Source organism: Terriglobus sp. 2YAB30_2 (assembly GCF_052114765.1).
Taxonomy (GTDB): domain Bacteria; phylum Acidobacteriota; class Terriglobia; order Terriglobales; family Acidobacteriaceae; genus Terriglobus.
Genome location: NZ_JBFRFJ010000015.1, coordinates 51002 through 69698 on the forward strand (window position 1 = coordinate 51002; position 18697 = coordinate 69698).

17 protein-coding genes are annotated in these 18697 nt (G+C 56.4%); 12 read left to right on the forward strand and 5 right to left on the reverse strand.

Annotated features, from left to right (window positions below):
* Positions 1–755 precede the first annotated feature (755 nt).
* On the forward strand, positions 756–3971 hold the full coding sequence (locus tag AB4Y89_RS19380) for a TonB-dependent receptor domain-containing protein (protein WP_442302588.1): 3216 nt from the start codon (positions 756–758) through the stop codon (positions 3969–3971).
* A gap of 162 nt (positions 3972–4133) precedes the next feature.
* Here the strand turns inward: AB4Y89_RS19380 and AB4Y89_RS19385 are convergent, their stop codons facing one another.
* From AB4Y89_RS19385 to AB4Y89_RS19405, 5 genes are read right to left on the reverse strand one after another with little or no spacing between them, the layout of a single operon-like run.
* Entirely contained in the window at positions 4134–5111 is a 978-nt protein-coding gene (locus AB4Y89_RS19385; RefSeq protein WP_442302589.1) for a serine/threonine-protein kinase, read from the reverse strand.
* Positions 5108–5647, reverse strand: a complete 540-nt coding sequence (locus AB4Y89_RS19390; protein ID WP_442302590.1) for a hypothetical protein — start codon at positions 5645–5647, stop codon at positions 5108–5110. The genes AB4Y89_RS19385 and AB4Y89_RS19390 overlap by 4 nt, the downstream gene beginning before the upstream one ends.
* Positions 5640–5900: a hypothetical protein gene (locus tag AB4Y89_RS19395; RefSeq protein ID WP_442302591.1), complete on the reverse strand. Its 261-nt coding sequence runs from the start codon at positions 5898–5900 to the stop codon at positions 5640–5642. Before AB4Y89_RS19395 ends, AB4Y89_RS19390 begins: the two co-directional genes overlap by 8 nt.
* Before the next feature lie 51 nt (positions 5901–5951).
* Positions 5952–6620 carry a hypothetical protein gene (locus AB4Y89_RS19400; RefSeq protein WP_442302592.1) on the reverse strand — a complete coding sequence of 223 codons (669 nt, stop codon included), beginning with the start codon at positions 6618–6620 and terminating at the stop codon, positions 5952–5954.
* Between the two features lie 44 nt (positions 6621–6664).
* On the reverse strand, positions 6665–7828 hold the full coding sequence (locus AB4Y89_RS19405; protein ID WP_442302593.1) for a ThiF family adenylyltransferase: 1164 nt from the start codon (positions 7826–7828) through the stop codon (positions 6665–6667).
* Between the two features lie 237 nt (positions 7829–8065).
* On the opposite strand from AB4Y89_RS19405, the gene AB4Y89_RS19410 reads away from it, so the two are divergent.
* From AB4Y89_RS19410 to tssK, 11 genes are all read left to right on the forward strand, one after another.
* A complete protein-coding gene (locus tag AB4Y89_RS19410) occupies positions 8066–8950 on the forward strand; it encodes an FHA domain-containing protein (protein ID WP_442302654.1) in 885 nt (294 codons plus the stop codon).
* Positions 8950–10398, forward strand: a complete 1449-nt coding sequence (locus tag AB4Y89_RS19415) for a vWA domain-containing protein (protein ID WP_442302594.1) — start codon at positions 8950–8952, stop codon at positions 10396–10398. Before AB4Y89_RS19410 ends, AB4Y89_RS19415 begins: the two co-directional genes overlap by 1 nt.
* Positions 10399–10419: 21 nt before the next feature.
* Positions 10420–10920 carry a hypothetical protein gene (locus AB4Y89_RS19420; RefSeq protein ID WP_442302595.1) on the forward strand — a complete coding sequence of 167 codons (501 nt, stop codon included), beginning with the start codon at positions 10420–10422 and terminating at the stop codon, positions 10918–10920.
* A gap of 2 nt (positions 10921–10922) precedes the next feature.
* Positions 10923–12263, forward strand: a complete 1341-nt coding sequence (locus AB4Y89_RS19425) for a hypothetical protein (RefSeq protein WP_442302596.1) — start codon at positions 10923–10925, stop codon at positions 12261–12263.
* Between the two features lie 24 nt (positions 12264–12287).
* Positions 12288–12731: a hypothetical protein gene (locus AB4Y89_RS19430; RefSeq protein WP_442302597.1), complete on the forward strand. Its 444-nt coding sequence runs from the start codon at positions 12288–12290 to the stop codon at positions 12729–12731.
* Between the two features lie 40 nt (positions 12732–12771).
* Positions 12772–13248 carry a hypothetical protein gene (locus AB4Y89_RS19435; protein ID WP_442302598.1) on the forward strand — a complete coding sequence of 159 codons (477 nt, stop codon included), beginning with the start codon at positions 12772–12774 and terminating at the stop codon, positions 13246–13248.
* Positions 13249–13327: 79 nt separating this feature from the next.
* The gene (locus tag AB4Y89_RS19440; RefSeq protein WP_147647548.1) at positions 13328–13777 is read left to right on the forward strand and encodes a hypothetical protein; all 450 of its coding nucleotides are present in this window, start codon (positions 13328–13330) and stop codon (positions 13775–13777) included.
* A 74-nt stretch (positions 13778–13851) separates the two neighbouring features.
* Complete coding sequence (locus AB4Y89_RS19445; protein ID WP_442302599.1) at positions 13852–14214, forward strand: hypothetical protein; 363 nt, start codon at positions 13852–13854, stop codon at positions 14212–14214.
* Positions 14215–14245: 31 nt separating this feature from the next.
* A complete protein-coding gene (locus tag AB4Y89_RS19450) occupies positions 14246–15940 on the forward strand; it encodes a hypothetical protein (RefSeq protein ID WP_442302600.1) in 1695 nt (564 codons plus the stop codon).
* Positions 15928–16932: a type VI secretion system baseplate subunit TssG gene (locus tag AB4Y89_RS19455; RefSeq protein ID WP_442302601.1), complete on the forward strand. Its 1005-nt coding sequence runs from the start codon at positions 15928–15930 to the stop codon at positions 16930–16932. The genes AB4Y89_RS19450 and AB4Y89_RS19455 overlap by 13 nt, the downstream gene beginning before the upstream one ends.
* Positions 16925–18694: a type VI secretion system baseplate subunit TssK gene (tssK, locus tag AB4Y89_RS19460; protein ID WP_442302602.1), complete on the forward strand. Its 1770-nt coding sequence runs from the start codon at positions 16925–16927 to the stop codon at positions 18692–18694. Before AB4Y89_RS19455 ends, tssK begins: the two co-directional genes overlap by 8 nt.
* The last annotated feature ends 3 nt before the right edge of the window (positions 18695–18697 follow it).

An 18697-nucleotide genomic window follows, 5' to 3' on the forward strand; every position in this document is an offset into this window, starting at 1 on the left:
GACTACCGTACCAAGATAGAGCGACCTGGGATAAGTACGGAACAAGACATTAGAGGCGATTTTCGTAGGCTGCGATTTGACTCAACGTATCCGCCTGCATGTCCATGCCTCGCCTGTGGTACCAGAGAGCTGTCCACTCAAGGGCTTCAGCGATACGGAGACGGGGTTGCGGACCAAGCAGCCCGGCGGGCTTCTGTGCTTGGGGTCGGGCTACAAACGATTCTTTTTCGTACTCCTTCGCTCATGCCGTTTCATGTCGGGATCATCTCGCGGTATCAGCATTCTCGCTCTGACACGTCAGGTCGCGACTGAGCCTTCACCAGAGAGCGAGATCATCTCAGCGCAACACCGCACACTGGCGTTGCGCCGATCCTCTACGTCAACAGAACGGACACAGAAGGAACCTGGGCCCAGTGAAACTGTCGGGCTGGCTGAGGCGATCCTGCGTACTGCCGCATAGCTATTCCGCCTTCTGATAGAAAGATCCCGCCGATTGATTCAATATTTTTTATTGCAGGAATGCTTGCAATAGGTGAATATCTCTTCAAAAGATGACTCCGGCGCAAGAAGCTGGAGCTCCCCCCGCTGTTCCCTACAGTCGTTTCCTTCTCTTCTGCCAGGCCTTTACGGTCCTTGTCACTTAGTTGAAGAGCAGTTCGCACGTCTCGTACTCGTAACTGAAAAGTGGGCAAGGTTGCGGCCGCACTACGCCGGCACGCAGACCTATAGCTGTATCACGCATGGAGGTAAGGTTCATGACGTTCTGGCAGTCGTGTATTCGTTTCCCAAAAGTGATTTTCCTTCTAGTACTTACAGCAGTATGTGTACTTTCTCCTCCACTTTCAGCCCAGACATTTCGTGGCGGCATCAATGGAGAAGTCACTGACGTGACGGGAGCCACCGTCCCTGGAGCAACAGTCTCCCTCACCAATGAAGCAACAAAGAGTACGTACACCTCGGTAACCTCAAGCGCCGGCAGCTTCCTGTTCAATGATCTGCCATTGGGCGCTTACACACTGACGGCCACCAATTCAGGATTCAGCACGGTTAAGGTCGATAAGATCCCCGTCTCCGCCGGTGTGATCTATACACTTCCATCCATCAAGCTAAGCGCGGCAGCAACACAGACGGTTGAGGTACAGGCCTCAGACATCACCCTCGACACAACCACCGTGACACAGAACATCGTTCTCGAGTCTCAAGCAGTAGCGGATATGCCGCTGAATGGTCGCGACTTCACTCAGATGATCCAGCTAACACCCGGCTTTGCCGGATATACAGGCGGTGGATACGGTTCTCTCAACGGAACTCGCGCCAACCAGATGAACTGGCAGATCGATGGCGTGGATAACAACGATCTGTGGCACAACGTACCGGCTGTCAACCAAGGGGGTGTCTCGGGCATTGCCGGTATCATTCTGCCCATCGATGCTGTTGAACAGTTCTCGGCCCAGACACAATCTGGCCCTGAAGGCGGACGCAACCCAGGTGGAACCATCAATCTGACTCTCAAGTCGGGCACCAATCGTCTGCACGGTTCCGCTTACTACTTCGACCGCAATGAACTCTTCGGAGCCAAAAGCCCTTTCAGCGATACGAAGCAGAAGGTGCGCAACTACAACTGGGGCTTCTCAGTCGGCGCACCAATCCTGAAGGACAGGCTCTTTGGATTTTTGACATTTGAGAAGCAGCGGTTTGTGATCGGCGAGTCAGGCAGTGCCACCGAACCATCCATCGGCTGGCAGAACCAGGCAAAGGCCATCCTTGCCGCAAAGAATATCCCCGTAAATACGACTATGCAGAAGGTGCTGAATACGCTGTGGGCCGGGGGCAATCTATCCTCCGACACGGTCGGCAACGTCAATAACTTCCATTCGAACGTCCCTGAATTTGGCTACAGCTATAACGGACTTGGCAAGGTGGACTATCACATCACCGACAAAGACAGCCTGAGCGCCCACTGGTTCGTCGGTCAAGGCAACCAGGTGGCGCCAGTCGGATCGCAGATCTACGACTACTTCGAGGTGGCGCCTATCCACGTTCAGAACGTCGCGGTTGTCTATAACCGCATGCTCTCGCCCTCCATCTCGAACCAGCTGCTGGTAGGGGTGAACTACTTCAACCAGGTCTTCAATGACGCGAATACCAATTTCAATGTGCAGTCTCTGGGCTTTGCGACTGGGGCACCCTTCGGCAATGCTCCGAACATCACCATTACCGGCTTCGATCCAGTTGGCATGACGCCGCCCGAGGGCCGTAACGACATCACCGGCCACCTGACCGACCAATTGAGCTGGGTCAAGGGCAAGCATCAGATTCGTCTCGGTGGCGAGTTCCGGCAGGCGCAGCTCGATGAGTTCTATAAGCGTCACTCAGTCGGATCGTTCACCTTTGATGGCACGCGTGTCGGCGGATCCGGACTTGCCGGAGCGTTGGCAGACTTTCTCGCCGGTTATACCTCGGCAGCCACCATTGCCATTGGAGATCCGGAGCGCCAGGTCTTCGTCAACACCTGGGAGCTGAACGCGGGAGATTCATGGCAGCTTACGAGAAAGCTGAGCTTCAACTACGGTGTGCGCTACGACTACGTTGGTCCGTTGCATAACGGCAACAAAGATCTTTCTGTCTTCCGTCCTGAGATGACCTCGACCAATGGCATCGCCTTCCAGGGCAACCAGATCAGTTCTCTCTATCAGCAGTACTACAAGAACTTCAGCCCACGTCTGGGTATCACGTATGGCCTGGACGACAAGACAGTGATCCGCGCCGGCTATGGCTTTTACTTCGATACGCCGAACCTGAATCCCTTCCTCGACAACCGGCCGGGCAACCAGGCGCCGAATGGCGTTGAAGGCAATCCGGCAGGACCTAACCCTGTCTACACCATCAGCGCGGCAGGTAAGGCGATTCCAAGCGACCCGACAGTGCAGCCCGGCAAGACCACGATCGTCGGGGGCCAGGCCATCTTCCCTTCCGCGATCAGCTACCCGTGTTCCTCGTCGAACCCCTGCGGAGTATTCTCCGTAGATCGGAACTTCCGCACACCATACAACCAGAATTACAGCCTGAATATCGAGCATACGATTGGCGCAAATGTCATTGCCCAGCTTGGCTACGTGGGCAGCGAAGGCCGTCGCCTGCTCAGCCTGCTTGATCTGAATCAGCTCAACGTCACTGCGGGCGCAAGCTCTCTTCCCTACGCCTCAAGCTATCCGCAGTATGGCAACATCAACCAGATCGAGAGCATTGGCACCTCAAACTACAACTCGCTGCAGGCGCAGTTACGTGTCATGCACTGGCATGGGCTGATGACGCAAGCTGCCTACACCTGGAGCCATAACCTGGATGAAGTGACGGCATATCGTGGAAGCCTGCCGCAGGATAACTTCAACTTCAAGGGCGACTACGGCAATAGCGACTTTGACACCCGCAATACTTTCACCACTCTGATGAGCTATGAAGTTCCGGGAGCGGCGTGGGGCCCGAAAGAGTTGACGCATGGATGGCAGTTGAACTCCCTGCTCAGCTTCCACGGCGGCCAACCGTTCACGGTACATGCTTCGGGCGATATCAGCGGCACCAACGAGGGCAACGACCGCGCTGTCCAGATCGGTAATCCGCAGGCGGGATACCAGGGACAAAAGCCAGGAGCAAGCTGGCTGAATCCTGCGGCATTTACCGATCCGGCCACCGGCCACTTTGGAACCTCACGCCGCAATGGCTACTACGGTCCTGGCTATTCCGATGTGGACTTCTCCGTCTTCAAAAACACGAAGATCAAGGAATTGATGACCATTCAGTTCCGGGCAGAGATGTTCAACCTCTTCAACCGTATCAACTACGCACCGCCAAGCAGTACAGTCGGCGGAAGCTTCAGCCTGTATGACACCATCGGCGACTACAACGGAGCTCCGGGTATTGGCGCCGGTGAACCCTTCAATACGCAATTGGGATTGAAGATTCTCTTCTAGAGCATTTTCCCTGTTACTGGGGTATCCCAGAAGGGCGTGCAGCGGCGTTTCCATTGCAGAAAACGCCCATGGAGGCGGAAGCCCTACATCACACCTACAGGGAAAATGCTCCAGCCCTCCCCCAAACACAAGGCCCGGGCCATCTAGCCCGGGCCTTGTCATTTAATTGGAGAGCCTGACCCTTCGATTTTCCGTCTCGATCTTCGCCATCCCATGAAACTCCGGACGTTCGAAGCCGAGGGCTGCGAGTACGCCGGAGAGCTCGAACGCACTCTGCATGCGCTTTGCTGGATCCGCAGCCAGCATCCAGTCCAACAATTTCGCAACCGGGGCGTCTTTCTGGATCACTGCGGGAAGCGTCCACTGCGCTTGCAGATGCTTGTGACGAATCTCCTCAAAAGAAGCGCCAGTGATGAGAGGTATGCCGCTCATCGCCTCGCAGAGAATCAGCGCCAGCGAATACAGATCGCTTCTATGGTCAGGTTGGCCGCCTGCCGCTTGCTCCGGGCTGGTATAGGCCGGCGTGCCCCCGCTCAAATATTCCGTCGTGGTGTCGAAGCGGCTGCGTGACAGGCCGAAATCGAGAACCCGGTAGCGCCCAAAGGTGTCGAGACGAAGATTCCCTGGAGCTAAGTCGCAGTGCGTGATACCGTGCGACTCCGCGTGGCAGAGCAGGCTGCTGATCTGTGCCGCCATATGCAGGGCTTCAGCGCGCGATAGCGAGCCGCAACGAGCGAGCGTGTGATCCAGATCTTCGCCTTCGATAAATGGCGTGAGAAAGAATGCGAAGCGATCATTCTCCTGAAAATCGAGGATTGGAATCATCGCTGGGTGGTTCCCCAGTTGAGCAAGGTGGATCGCCTCACGACGGAAGCTTTCGCGGACATCTTTTCTTTCCACGAGTTCAAGATGCAGCACCTTGGCAATGAACAGACCGCGATGCAGCGTGTGTTGTACCTGGAAGAGAGTAGCCATACCACCAATAGCGATCGGTTCCAACACACGGAAGCGTTCGCCCATCATCGATTGAAGCTGTGCGCCTAGCCGCCTGATGGATTCGGGGGAGTAGCGTTTTGCGGGAAGCCCTTCACCACTGAAAGACATCAAAGGAGCATCATCTCCAAGACCGACGCGAATCATGAGAGCCGCCTCCTTCTCGCAGGAGGCTCATCGGGAAGGCGACCATGAGCGGCGATTCCCGGATGAGCAATGCCCAGGAGGGGCTCTCCGGGAGCAGGATAATCAGCATCAGACAGCATCTGAAGATCGGGTTGCATCACGTGAACCGGATTGCGGTTTTCCAGGCGACGCGAAAGCATCGCGACCGTTTTGTGAAGTGCGTGCTCCACGTTATTGCTTACCTGGTGTTTGTCCCAAAGACATAGAAAGCCGGTCCGAGGATGGACATTCGGGTGAGCGACAGGAGCTTTCAGATAAAGTTCGAGAGGAACCGAGGGATAGTAGAGCGGAAAGACAATCTTCAAGCGATGGCTTGTAACAACGTCCTTCGTTCCCACACGAAGGGCTGGGGTCTTGTGAAGCGTGCAGGAGAACACCTCATCCTCTACTGCGAGGTTGCCGATACGTRCAGGATTCAGATGAGCGAGACTCTGCAGGAGATCCCACTCGGCGACAAGCCTTCTTTCCCTGGGTGAGGTCTGCGGAATGTCAGCCATTGGTCGCGACGGTGGAGACGCGCAAGACGTCATTGGGACGTACCCCTTGTTCCGGAAGAGCACGGCCAAAATCCAGAATCGAACTGTTCCAGATCACCTCTGGTTCGCCGTCTCCTTTCAGGACATCGCCGCGTTCGCGAAGATCGAAGAGAATCTCTTCAAGGACCATATTCAAGGTCTCGCCTTCATCGATATCGACGTTGTACTTCGTCTCTCCACTTACAGTGTCGAAATAGATTTGATACTTCGGCATTCGTTTCACTTCCTCGTCTATGAAATACCGTTTGATGACGCTTTGATGAATCTAGGAGGCCTTCCTGTCGTAAACCTTTGCAATGGATTCCGTCAGCGCAGAGGGCAGGTCCGGAAGCGTCTCACCGCAGCGGGTACAACTTCCATTGTGGAAGTCCCAACAATCCTGGCATTGCAGGCGACGGCATTTCGGACAGCATCGTAGAGCGGCTTTCTGTGGCGCCGCGAGACAGACCTGGCATCTCCCAACCTCGGATGGCGGCCCGGTGACGCGAGACCACCAGCGCTCCTGCATGGGAAGAATGGGAACACGCTGCTCCAGGCAGAGATGGCAGCGGCGATGCTCGAAGCTCCAGCAGCTCTCCTCACATACCTCAAGCCTGCAGCGAGGACACTGAAAGACAACGGATTGTGTCCGCAGGCGCCGGCTGCAGAGACCACATCGCGGCCGATCCCAGGTGAGGAAGGCCAGTGTCGCAAAAGAGGCTCCGGCCACAAGGATGGGGACGATCGCGAAGAGCGTGCTGATCGGACCGACGAGAGCAGCAATACCTACCGCAAGCAGAGAAGCTGCTCCCAACGAAACCGGCGGAATCCATATCAGGCGGTGAGGAAGATCGAAGTGCACCCAGATGAGGGTGCAAATCACCCCGAGGACAATCGCAGCAAGAGATGCAACACCAGGTCCAAGAAGATTTGTGCCGAACTGGAGCGAGGCCATAAAAACAATCAGCCCTGCCAAAAGTGTCGATCGTTCTAAGGCATTCATGACGCTGTTGCTCGTTTCGTCTCTTTCTCGTTCTGTCCGTTTGTGATCGGGGGAAACTGGACGGTTGGCCTTAACCGGATTAGATGCAGATCCGGCAATCCAAGCTGTCGCGGCGTAAGTTTTGCAAGCGGATCTCTGGAACGGATGACCGATACCGTCTGATCCGACTGCAGTGCACGATCGCCGCAATGAGGGCATGAAGCCGTCCGGAGCTGAGCCAGCCTAAGAAGCCTACGCGATTCTTTACCACAATGCTCACAGCTTGCGACGAGACTGATCGGCCACTGCAGCTCAAAACACCGGTCCCCCTGATGCGCTTCCTGTCGCGGGAATTGGTCCCTGAATGGTTTATCCGGAAATAGCTCGATCAGTTCCGCCGACGAGACATCGTGCCAGGGACAAGTAATACTCCGCGGGGCTGTAACCCTTGCAAGTTCATCGCTCTTAACGATGAAAGAACCGGTCAAAAACCCTGATCGATTTACTGTCCATTCACAAAGGAGCTGCACCATGCGACGGGCCGTGATCTCAAGCGATGGAGTATCAGGAGGAGCGCCGCTCATGGCAAGCGACGGTGTAAGACGTTCACACCCATTGGACGGTGAAGCCATCTGCGCCAGTAATCGAGCACGGCTAACATCTGACATACCACAGGAGTAACATGCATGATCGTTCTGACCGGTAAACCATGAGACCCGGCCTTCACCGGTAGAGTTTGCGTGCACCGCCCCGTCGAGCATAGGAATACGGAGTGTTGTAGCAGCCAAGCCAGTTTCCATACGGGATAGAACACTATCAGTCGCCGTAATCAGAACATGACTTGCACGTAGCTGTTGCCAACCAACATCCGCCACTGGGGCTGCTATGACTTCGACTTTAATCAGTGGCGCATATCTGTTAAGAAAGCCCTGAAGAATCAACACCTTTGACCTGCCAATGCACTGCTCCGGATTCAGGTAACAAAGCTCCTGATACACGCGGCTCAAAGGTACGTTCTGCCATGTGAGGATGTCAGGATCGACCAGCAGAATGGATTCGATCAGAGCATCCGCTCCCGGGAGCTGGACGATCTGTCTGCAGCACTCGGAGCCTAAAGCACCGGCTCCAATCAGTGCAATCCGAACACGCGTGGATGCCTTTGTTTCAGAGTGATGAATCATAGCCCAAGGGGATGGGACATTTTATTACCGGGTTAAGATGCAACCTCTCCCGGCAACTCGGTCTCTAATCCTACCATCAGTGATTGAGTACTGTGACGAGCAGGACTGCTCAGTTGCCCGCCGTGAATTTCTCCACTCCGCCTCCCCCGGTGGACCCTTAATTTAGTTGAGTTGATCATGTACCGAGCGTTATTTTTCTCAACTCTTACAGGAACATTGGCAGGCATTGTGTCTGCGATGGTTACCCTGCTGATCTGCATCCCGCTCTCAAACAGCCGAGCCGGTTGGCTTGCGGACGCGACGACATTCCTTGTCTTCGCCCTGTGTGCGGCAATCTTTCTCTTCCTGTATTTCGATCGCATTCTTCTTGGAAAAATACGCGGTATCTCCATTGGCTGGGGTGTTCTTTTTGGTGGCTGCGCGGGTCTGATTGCAGCAGCCCTCAGCGTGGCGCTACGTCTCGGCATTGCGAATAACTCTCCCTCTCTGTATCGCGTTGCAGTGTGGGCTCTGTGCACCTCCGTAGTGGGCCTTGGTATCGGTCTGCGGTGGTTCAAGACGAACCGCGCACGCTCTGTCCACGCTTACGTTGGCGGTCTAGCCGGCGGTCTGCTCGGCGGTACGTTTTTTGTTTTGTTTGCGCCTCATGTTTCCGCCGGCATGTCGCTCGCAGGTTTATGTTTCGCAGGCGCGGGAACGGGCTTTGGAGCCGGCATCGCACCCATTCTCATCCGCAATGGCCTTGTCCGTTTCATAAGCTCCGGAGACGCGCGTGCCCAGAACAAACGGGGGAACAACAAGACCGCCTGGGACCTGGAGATTGATGAGAGCTACGTCCTTGGCAGCGCGGCTACGACGCAGGGAGGAACACGGTTCCAGCAGGGCGCGGACATCATGATTCCCGACAGCAGCATTGCACCAAGACATGCGGTTCTGTTTTCGAAGGATGGACGCTTCTACATCGCCCGTCATCCCGAAGCTTCAGGCGCCGAGGGCATTGCGAAGTATGTGCTGCGCATCAAGGGCAAAACCGTCGTAGCGTCACAGGAACTGCACCCGGGTGACGACGTCATGATTGGCAGAACCGCTCTTCGCTTCGAGAGCAGAAAGCAGGGCGAATAGTGCGCACTCGACTAAGTCTCGCTGCCCTGCTTGCGCTGTCTTCCACGGCGTGGGGTCAGAAGCCTGCGATGCTGCAGCTTACAGCTCCTCCGACCCTGGTGAACTGCAGTCCGGTTACGCAGTCGCCTTGCATGTCTGCAAGGATCACGCCAGTAGGTTCCGATGGGAAGCCGGCGCCCTTTGTTCTTCCAGCACCGAACGATCTGACGAATCTGATTACGTTGAGCAGCTCCGATGGAGAGATTCATCCGTTCTACGCCAGTGTTGGGGCTGGACCGGATGCAGCGCAACATGGCAACGTCTCATTGCTGGTTCTCGATATCAGCGGAAGCATGAATCAGCCATCGCCGGGCGCTGCTTCCAGATATGCAGCACTCAAGAGCTCCGTGGCAGACTTCATCAATGGCATGCAGGAAGGCGTGGACTGGATTGCGATCGTCCCCTTTGAGAGCCACGATGTCGTACCCACAATTCAGTCCGCTGTCTATGTCACTACAAAGGCTGATGCCCTCGCGCAATTAAATGCCATGCCGAGCCCGGCAGCTAAGAACAATACGGCGCTCTATCAGGCAATTTTCACCGGAGTAGACTCTCTTCGGCGCGAAATTTCTTCCCTTGCTCACGATAGCCATTCCGCAGAAGGCCAGCAGCCTCACCTCATCGTGATGACTGACGGAAAGAATGAAGTCATGCCCGGTGACGACCCTCAACTGTTGACCGGCGAGCTTGGCCTGCAACAGGCCGCCGCCCAGGTTCAGGCCTCACATCTCGACGTGATTGGCATTGGCTTTGGAGATCGTGAAGCGATCGACACGGCCGCGATGCAGAAACTCTCAAAACGATTTTTCTACGCGTCGGATGCGGGTGAACTGCTGGCCGCGCTGCACTCAAGCCGCTCGGCTGTCAGCCACGAGATGCAGATAACATGGCTGCTCTCGGAGAGCTCTCGCATTGCATTGATGGGACACGATCATCAATGGAACGCAACCTTCCGGACCATGGATGGAGCTTCCCTTCAAAGTGCCCCTATACGTTGGATTGCGCCGGCTACGAATGCTCCGACATTTACGCGCCTTGCATTGGCACCGGAATTGCAGGCTTTGATCCAGGTCCACCCTTCTGCCGAATCCGGTTGGACCATGTTCGTTCTGCATACATTACTTTTTGCGGCGGCATTTGTGGCAATGCTGATTCTCTGGTTCTGGGTTCCTCGGCTCATCTGGGGTGAACAGTACGCGGGCATGGTTCCCCAACGCTCCAAACGATGGAGCAATGGAGCCGCCGTTACTTCCGCATCCAGTGTCCAGATTCGATCTATAGAAACTCCCCCATCAGGCTTCGAAACGAACGGGGCAGTCAGTGTTCCCATTCAGCGCTCAGCCTCCCAGACAACCCAAATTCAACCGCGAGATGAGTTCTCACGAACGAGACTCACCTTCGACCGATAGACCAACAGGAGCCTCCCCCTTATGCCTTTGGTAAAAGTTGTTCGCAAGGGTGTTACCCCAGCAGTTCGTAAGGTCCCCACCTCCACCGCCGCAGCCATGCTGCCCATGACGATCAATCGAGTCGGTGGTGAAGCCGCTTCGGAAACCGAAGCGCTCGCCAAGGTCGAAGATTTGCAAGATGCCTTCCGCAAATTCGAGCCGAAGCTTAACTTCCGTGGCTATACCGGTGATGGCGAAACCGAATTTCGCGCGGACCTTCAGTTTCGTTCGATCAAGGATTTCGAACCCGAAAATCTGCAGAAGCGCCATGAAGTTCGCGACGCTGACGGCAATGTGAGCTATCTGCGCAACGATCTCGCCGATCTTAGAGCAAATATCGATCTGCTCTATCGCTTGAAAGACCGATGGAAGCTGCCGACGGTACGCAGAGCCTGGGGAAATGCGGAACAGCGTAAAGAGATCGTAGAAGCACTTGGCAAGTTGCGCAGCGAGCTCGAGCGCGTTGCGGAAGGAGAGAAGTAGCCATGGCAGAGACACAAACACCTACTCTCACGACAGAACAGATCATCGCCGACAGCCCGGCACGCGAGCTGTTGCAGGATATCTTCGCGGACCTGCATCCCGGCCTTACCAATGAAAAGCGGGAGATCGCGAGTATCTTCTCCGCACAGTCAGCGAAGGAGTTTCTGTCACAGCTGACGAACTTCGAACAGCTCATCAGCGCTGACGACACCTACGACGAGACGGTCAAGAAGCTTCAGGGCCAAATCGACAGTGCCGAGAGCGTCCGCGATGAATTGCTGCGCCAGGTCTTTGAACAGATCCGCCCGCTTGAACTCTCATACCGTCAACTGCAGCTCTTCTTCGAGAATGCGAAGGTCGGCGACGGCAAGGTTCGCAAACCGGTTGAGCTCTATATTCTGAATGCCGATGCCAAGGCGATGAAAGACATCTTTTCGATGAACATCGCCGCCATGGAGCATTTTGTCGTACAGCGAAACGATAACTTCAACTTCCGTGACGACATCTGTAACCTGGTGGTTCCGGGCTACTATCCTCAGCCCATTCGCGAGAAGCTGGAAACACTGGCCAACGCCTGGGGCATGCTGCTGATTGGCGACCTGGACGACGAGAAATCCTTCAAAAACGTTGAGCGCAACTTCCTTCCCGGCGGCAAGTACGAGTTCCTGAAGCGTCCGGAAGACCAGGCCGCGGCCGACGTATGCTTGATGGGCTATCTCCAGTTGCGCGAGGCTCACTGGTTCGAGAAAGATGCCGATGCACAGGATGGGCTGTATGGTCCACCATCCATGGTGTTCGCAGGAGCGGTTGCGCGCGCGGATGATGCTCAAGGTCTGGCACAGGGTCCTGTCGGTTCACGCTTTGGACGAGTCAATGGAGCGATGAAAGCCCGCATCGAACCGTTGATCGGCGAGATGGAGCATCTCTCCATGGAGCGTCAGCTTATCCCGGTGATCCGTGATGCAGATAACCACCTCTGCTTTTATGGCTGCCGCACGCAGGCTGACGATCCCTATGGCGTGTTGAAGTTCTTCACCTCATATCGCATCCTTCGTTACCTGGAGCGCTGCTGCCGTCACTATCTGCTGCAGGTTGCCGGGCAGGTGCTGACGCGCGACTTCATGGATCAGCAAATTGAAACCCCGCTCAAGAGGCTTCTCGACGAACAGGTGGAACAGGGTACGATCCTCGGCTATGACCTGTTTGTCGATAAGGATTCAAACAAGCGTATGCAGGGTATCTGTGACATCACGCTAAACGTGATGCCGACCGGACCAGCCGAGACGTTTGTTCTGAAGATCGACGTCCCTGAGTTCAGCCGTCCGGAACCTGCAAAAGCGTAATTCAAACCATCCAGAGCGTCGAACATGGCCCAGCTGAGATTCACCATACATGGTCTGCGTCCGGGTAGCGCTGCTGAGAGTGCGGAGAGTGAATCCGCACCAGCAGAGCGCCCCAACTTCCGTATTGCCGCGGGTTCTGCAGCACGCGATGCCGAGCAGCGCAAAGCAGCCGGTATGGATCCTCATGTGAACGGTGTCACCCTTTCGATGCGAGGAACATCACGTGGTGTGCAACCTCATTCTCCTGTAACACAAGCTATTCAGAATGCGGGCGAGGAGCACGCTGCCTCATGTCAACAAGATCGCGCGGAGGGAGAGCAAGTCCAAACCCTGGCGCACGACGAGAACCTGCAGGTACTCCGTCCGACCGATACCTCAGGTTCTTCAGCCCCGGCGGCTTTGCAGTATGTGGCAAACCGGGTGCAATCCCTGCTTCAAAAACTTATTCGACCCGGCGATTCGGTCTAGTACGAAGGGACAATTTCGCCAATCACACTAAGGAGAGCTCATGGCAAATCCATATCGTACGACAGTCACCATCGATGGCCAGAAGTTTCAGGCCGTCACAACCAGCGTGAAGTTCAACACCGCCAAGGATCGCGCCGGCGTTGCCCAGATGGGTTCGCTCGCGACCAAGATCCGGGTATGGGCCGATCTTCACGACGATCAGAACCTTCCCTTCTCGACGGTCAAGCACCTGTTCGATCTGGCCAATGTCGTTACCCGTGACAAGATCAAGCCGGTAAAGATCGAATTCTGGAAAGACGATTCGCAGCAGGATGCGCTGATTTCCTATAGCTTCAACGGCTGGATCCGCCGCTTCGAGACCTCAAACCCTCTTGACTTCCTGACCCGTACACAGGCAGGCAGCACGGAAGACGTTCTTGCCGAAGGCACCTCGCCCACGTTGAATCACATGCTCGTACTCGATATCGAGCCGGCATTGAATCAGCAGAACTTCCAGGACATCCGCCTGAGCAACTAAGGACACCGGCACCGACGTCCACGCTCTGCTCGCAAAAATGATTCGCGCAATCTGCGCACAGCCGAAAGGATTCCCCCAAATGGCAGCTCCATACCGCAGCACCTGCACCATTGACGGACAGAAGTTCGATTGCCTCTCGATCCAGGTGGCATTTTCTACGGATAAAGACCGAGCCGGCATGCCCCAGATGGGCTCTCTGAACACGGACATTCGCGTGTACGTCGACTTCCACGACGACACCAACATCCCCTTCTCGACCATGAGCAATCTCTTCAACCTGTCGAACGTTGTCACCCGTGACAAGGTGAAGCCGATCAAGCTTGAGTTCTGGAAGGACGACTCGCACCAGGATGCCCTGGCCTCCTACAACTTCAACGGCTGGATCAGCGGCTTCCACACGCTGAACCCATATCAGAGCGAGACCCAGCTTAAGGATGAGGACCATGCCGGTGTGAATCACATCCTGGTTCTTGATCTGGAAGCCCAGATGAACCAGCAGAACTTCCGCGACATCATGCTCTCGAACTAACTCCCCCAATCCTGGACCGCGGTCCTCCCCCGGCCGCGGTCCAGACGCCCCACTGCCCCGCTCTGGTGATCGTTATGTCGTCCCTTTCATTTCCCATGCGTCTGCAGGAGAACGGCCTATTAAGACGGAGTGAACGCTCCGCCGCATTGATCTCGTTGCTCCAGATGATGGCGAGAACACCGCAAGGATCCTGGAAGGCATGTCCCAACTTCGGCCTCCGCGATCTCTTTGAAGATGCGCGGCTACGCGCAGACGCGGCGCATCTTGCCATGGAACGCATTAATCAGTCGCTCACCGAACTTCAGATCACGGGCTATGCCGTGACCGAAGTTGTGCGCGAGCTGAGTGCCGGACGGGATGTCGACACCTATGCGATTACGTTGGAAGACATTTCCTCGCAGGAGCGCATTACCGCCAGCGTAGTCCCCGAGCGATAGAAGACATCTTCGTCTAGAAGAGGTAACAGTTGTGAGCCCACAGACACCAAGCGTTCTCGAGATTGACCGTAAACTTCGCGATGACTTCCGACGCCGCGTTAAGGACTTTGGCGTCAGCACGGATACGATCGATCCGCTGCTGGCTGTCCTGTTCCGTACCGTTGCGCAGCAGGTCGATCAGATTTACGGCGATACCGATCAACTGCGTGGTGCACTGCTTCACGAACTGATGGACGGGCTCAATGTTCAGCAATATCTTGCCCGGCCTGCCCAGGCTGCTGTCCGGTTTGTCAGCCATCAACCGGAACCGCGCATTCTTCGTAACGGAACAGAGCTGAATGCCGTAGCCGCTTCCGGCGAGCGACTTACCTTCGGTCTGGATGCAACTGTCGAGATATCGCAAGCGCGTATTGCCTTCGCTCTGAGTTATCAGGACCAGAGCCTCCGCCTGTTGACGGGCGTAGAGATGAGCGAAGCCGTTCAGGCGATGCGGCCTTCCATGGAGCCCACGCCCGTCGGCCTTGGGCCACATCCAGCACTCTTCCTTGCCATAGAAAATCTTTCGCCATCCCTGCTCAACCGGCACGGCATCTTTTTCGACCTCGGCCCCGGTAGCTATCCGGTGCAACATGCCCTCTGCCATGAGTCATGGTGGATCTTCGATCAAAACGGCGATCTCTCAAGCGAGGGCCTGCTGCGCCCGAAGCGTACGAATGGCGGAGTCTATCAACTCGCGTTCCAGCTTCACCAGGGCGAGGAGGTTTCGCATCTTGACGCCGCACTTCCAAGTATTCCGGATGGCTTTTATAGTGGGCGCCAGTTTGTCTTCCCTCCGATGTATGCCGGCGATCGATTCCTGTGCCGCTGCCCGCGATTACTGGAACCTGCACTTTCGCGGCTGCTGAATCGCGACGCCTCGAGACTACTCGAAGAGCCCAGGCTCTGGATCAAGATCTCCATGCCCAAAGGGACTCCGACGTTGCATCATGCGGTCAACGGCATTCTGCTGCACAGCATGACCGCGTCCAACGTCTATGCGCGCAACCAGACGGTGGACTTTGACCGGGACGGCACGTCTATCCCGGTCACACGCCAAAGCGACACACCGGAGTATCTGGTTGCGCCGCTCTCCATCATGAGTGTGGAGAACGAGCCTTATGAATCGGTTCTATATCCGCGCACGAAGTCGCATGCAGGCCGCTTTGCTCTGCATAACGGTAAGCTAACGCTGTATCCGGGCACCAATCCTGATGGATCTTCCCATCATCGCGCGAACGTTCGTCTGTGGCTCACCAATGGCGAACTCGGAAACCAGGTTGGCCCTGGAGACATTACCGGGTTTGCTCATGCCGCAGCCATGACCGGCATCCGCCTTGCGCCATTTACTGCCGCTGCTGGCGGGGCCAACGTGGAGAGTCTTGCCAACGCAGAGCGGCGCTTTGCCGATGCGCTGCTGACCCGCGGCCGCATCGTGACACGCACAGACCTCGAAACCTCTGCCCTCGCTCTCGACCGCAGAATCGTGGCTGCTTCCATCAGCTCCGGTCTGGAGCGTCGCGAAGGCGGGTTACGCAGAGTGGAACGCCTGCTGCTCACACTGGACGCCCAGGCATTCGATAAGCCGGAGATCGAATTACCGATGCTGCGTTCACAGGTAGAGACCTCGCTTCGATCACGGCTTGTACAAGGGCTGGAACTGGAGGTGCAGTTCGTATGGAAGAACTAGCACACACGGCCCCAGCCCGGTTGATGCCAAACTTTGTTACCGGCAACCATGCTCACCGGCACTCCCTGGACTCTGCGCTGCTCTCATTGCAGGCCCGGGGCGTAAGTCCGCAGCGGATTACCTTACGCCGTATCGGCCTGCAGGCAACTCCTGCAGGAACCATTGTGCGGCAGAGTCCCTCACCAGGCGCTCCACTGACACCGGGCACGCCGGTCGAACTGGATGTCTCCGGCACGGGCTTCGTCCATGCGCTGCCGACAGGCATGTGGGACTCCGGCGGAGAACGTGAGGCCGGCACCCGCGAGATATTGCAGGTTGTTGACGACCCCCTTGAGAAACTGAGGCACTGGTTCTATGAAGGCGCACCGCTGTTCCGCATTGGACCGGATGCTCCGGATGCGTGTGCTCGCTGGCTATCGCTGTTCGGTATCGATGCAGAGCTCTGGCCGCGCACAACGTGGTATCCACTTGCGTCGGTTGTCGCGCAGATTCCGCAGCTTTCGTGCTCCGAGAACGGATGCTGTTTTCTGCTTGAGGTCTTGCTTGGCCTGAGAGTCAATTCCCTCTCCTATCGTCCATCGCAGAGCATTCTTCCGAAAGAATCGCTTTCTCGCCTGGGTTATCGCGCCTCGCGGCTCGGTATGGATCTGCTTCTCGGCGATGGAGCTGAGGACCTGGCGGTGCTGCAGGTTGAAGTCGGCCCGTCCACGCTAGCGGATTATGAGCGGTTTGAAGAGACCGCGGAAGGACGCATGCTTCTACGGCGTGTCCTTGATCTGATTCTTCCCGTTTCAACGATCTTTGAGGTTCGTTGGCTGGTTGAGGATCTTCGGCAAGCACCTCGCCTGGGTTTTGCCCAACGCAATGCCCGCCTTGGTATCAACACCCACATGGGTATGGCTTTGGATGCCGCACCCGATCTACCAACACATGTCCGCGCGGATGATGCTTCCGTCGCACAAGAGACATGGTCTGGAGCTAGCCATGCATGAAATTCGATCTGAAACCGACAGCACCCTAACCCTTCGCTCTGTTAACTGGGAACACGGAATGCTGCTCACGCCCGAGCACTTTCTCCGCCAAGAGCGCTATCTCGAGTCACTTGTCTCCTGGGGCGTTCGCTACCTTACTCCAGGTTACGGACTGATCGGCGGGGGTATTCGTCTTCCCGAAACCGACCTAGGAACCTCACGTTTCGATCCCGAAGTCGCGCTGCACGAGACCGCCGAGTCTCTGGATATCTCCGTCTCTCGTGTCCGTGGAATCAGCCCTTCAGGCATCGTGATCGACCTGGATGCTGTTGGGAGCATCAGCACTCGTTTCAATAAAGAGGAACTTGCCGGGGTTGCGGAAGCCGTCGTATACGTAGTCAGCAATCCGTCGGAACGGCTCAAGACAGATGGCGTAGCGGATTCGTTCAATCCCCAGATGCGGACTGAACGTGCGCCGAGCTTCCGTATTGCACTCGATGTCACCGCCGCGGAGCTGCAACAAAGTGTCGCCGTCGCTCGCATCCGCCGGCCGGCAACCGGCATGATGTTTGAGGCCGACCCGCAGTTTATCCCTCCCTGTATCACTCTCGCCGCCCACTCTGAACTGATGACCGGTGCACGCCGCATCGTTGAGAGCATCAACCGTCTCGCCTCTGCATATGCAGAGCTGCATCGCGCCATGCGTGAGTTTATGGTGATCTTCACCGAGCGCGGACTTGAGACAGAAGTAGACCGCGACTCCATCCAGTTTGCGGAACGGATGGTGCTTGAGCTGCAGAATACGGCCTATGATCTTCTGGACCGCACCCAGCCGCCGGACCGTTTCTTCAGCCGCGTGCGCCGCATGCTGCACTCGGCAGCGATCTTCTTCGACATCGCCACCGGCATGCAACAGTACTATGACACGCTGCGCGAAACGGGCGAGAGTGAGTTCCTTGGCCTGCTTGAGCTGCAGAAACACATGCTGCAACTGGGCCGCACCATCAAGCTCGATGCGAATCTCGCTATCGAAATCAAGAAATCGCTGCAATCGCTGCTGAATCTTGAAAAGCTGGAGCTCGCGCTCGAAGGCAAGTACATTGACTTCAGAAAGAGCGCAGCGATCGAGAGCGCGAACTTCATCTTCGATCGCGGCGGCAAAGTTCTCTATCGCCTCGCGGCTCGGCCGGCTCGTGTTCAGGGCATCGCGGACGAGATGACGATCTTCTTCTCGAACCTGCGACTCGAGGGCCGCGATCGCTATCGCCTGATCCTGGTCGGCGACCGCAATAAGCCGTGGCTGCGAGGAATTACGATCGGAGCCGAGATCCGCATCAACGAAGGTTCCGGGTTTCGCCGTGAAAGCCTGATCCTCTCCGGCGAAGCCAGGCTGGATGAACAGTTCAATATCGAGATTGATTTCGAAGCACCGGATGTGCCCACCATCACCGATCTGCGTGTGACCGTTCCCTCGTATCACACCGTGCACACGGCGCTGCTGTTCACACGTCATCGCTTCTACGCCGGCAATCGGGAAGCACCGGAAGTTCGCGGCATCGAACGTACTGATCTTCCCAGAGAACCTGCAACGGTGGCAGCCACTGCAGCTCCGGTAGAGAGCTACCGGCGCGCAGAGCCGATTCCGGTCAATCGCAAACCTGTAGCTCCCATCCAGCCGCTCGCCGATGACGCAATCGACGTCCAGCCGCCATGGATGCCACGAGACAGCATGCCCAACTCGTCGGAATTGAATGAACGTCCGCGCCGCCGGCGTTTGGAATAAACG

Excerpts from the sequence above, each read along its gene's own strand:
- AB4Y89_RS19445 (WP_442302599.1), top strand. The coding sequence starts at position 13,852 with ATGTCGTCCCTTTCATTTCCCATGCGTCTGCAGGAGAACGGCCTATTA.
- AB4Y89_RS19380 (WP_442302588.1), top strand. The coding sequence starts at position 756 with ATGACGTTCTGGCAGTCGTGTATTCGTTTCCCAAAAGTGATTTTCCTT.
- AB4Y89_RS19435 (WP_442302598.1), top strand. The coding sequence starts at position 12,772 with ATGGCAAATCCATATCGTACGACAGTCACCATCGATGGCCAGAAGTTT.
- AB4Y89_RS19385 (WP_442302589.1), bottom strand. The coding sequence starts at position 5,111 with ATGATTCGCGTCGGTCTTGGAGATGATGCTCCTTTGATGTCTTTCAGT.
- AB4Y89_RS19420 (WP_442302595.1), top strand. The coding sequence starts at position 10,420 with ATGCCTTTGGTAAAAGTTGTTCGCAAGGGTGTTACCCCAGCAGTTCGT.
- AB4Y89_RS19410 (WP_442302654.1), top strand. The coding sequence starts at position 8,066 with ATGGTTACCCTGCTGATCTGCATCCCGCTCTCAAACAGCCGAGCCGGT.
- AB4Y89_RS19425 (WP_442302596.1), top strand. The coding sequence starts at position 10,923 with ATGGCAGAGACACAAACACCTACTCTCACGACAGAACAGATCATCGCC.
- AB4Y89_RS19400 (WP_442302592.1), bottom strand. The coding sequence starts at position 6,620 with ATGGCCTCGCTCCAGTTCGGCACAAATCTTCTTGGACCTGGTGTTGCA.
- AB4Y89_RS19440 (WP_147647548.1), top strand. The coding sequence starts at position 13,328 with ATGGCAGCTCCATACCGCAGCACCTGCACCATTGACGGACAGAAGTTC.
- tssK (WP_442302602.1), top strand. The coding sequence starts at position 16,925 with ATGCATGAAATTCGATCTGAAACCGACAGCACCCTAACCCTTCGCTCT.
- AB4Y89_RS19395 (WP_442302591.1), bottom strand. The coding sequence starts at position 5,900 with ATGCCGAAGTATCAAATCTATTTCGACACTGTAAGTGGAGAGACGAAG.
- AB4Y89_RS19430 (WP_442302597.1), top strand. The coding sequence starts at position 12,288 with ATGGCCCAGCTGAGATTCACCATACATGGTCTGCGTCCGGGTAGCGCT.
- AB4Y89_RS19405 (WP_442302593.1), bottom strand. The coding sequence starts at position 7,828 with ATGATTCATCACTCTGAAACAAAGGCATCCACGCGTGTTCGGATTGCA.
- AB4Y89_RS19455 (WP_442302601.1), top strand. The coding sequence starts at position 15,928 with ATGGAAGAACTAGCACACACGGCCCCAGCCCGGTTGATGCCAAACTTT.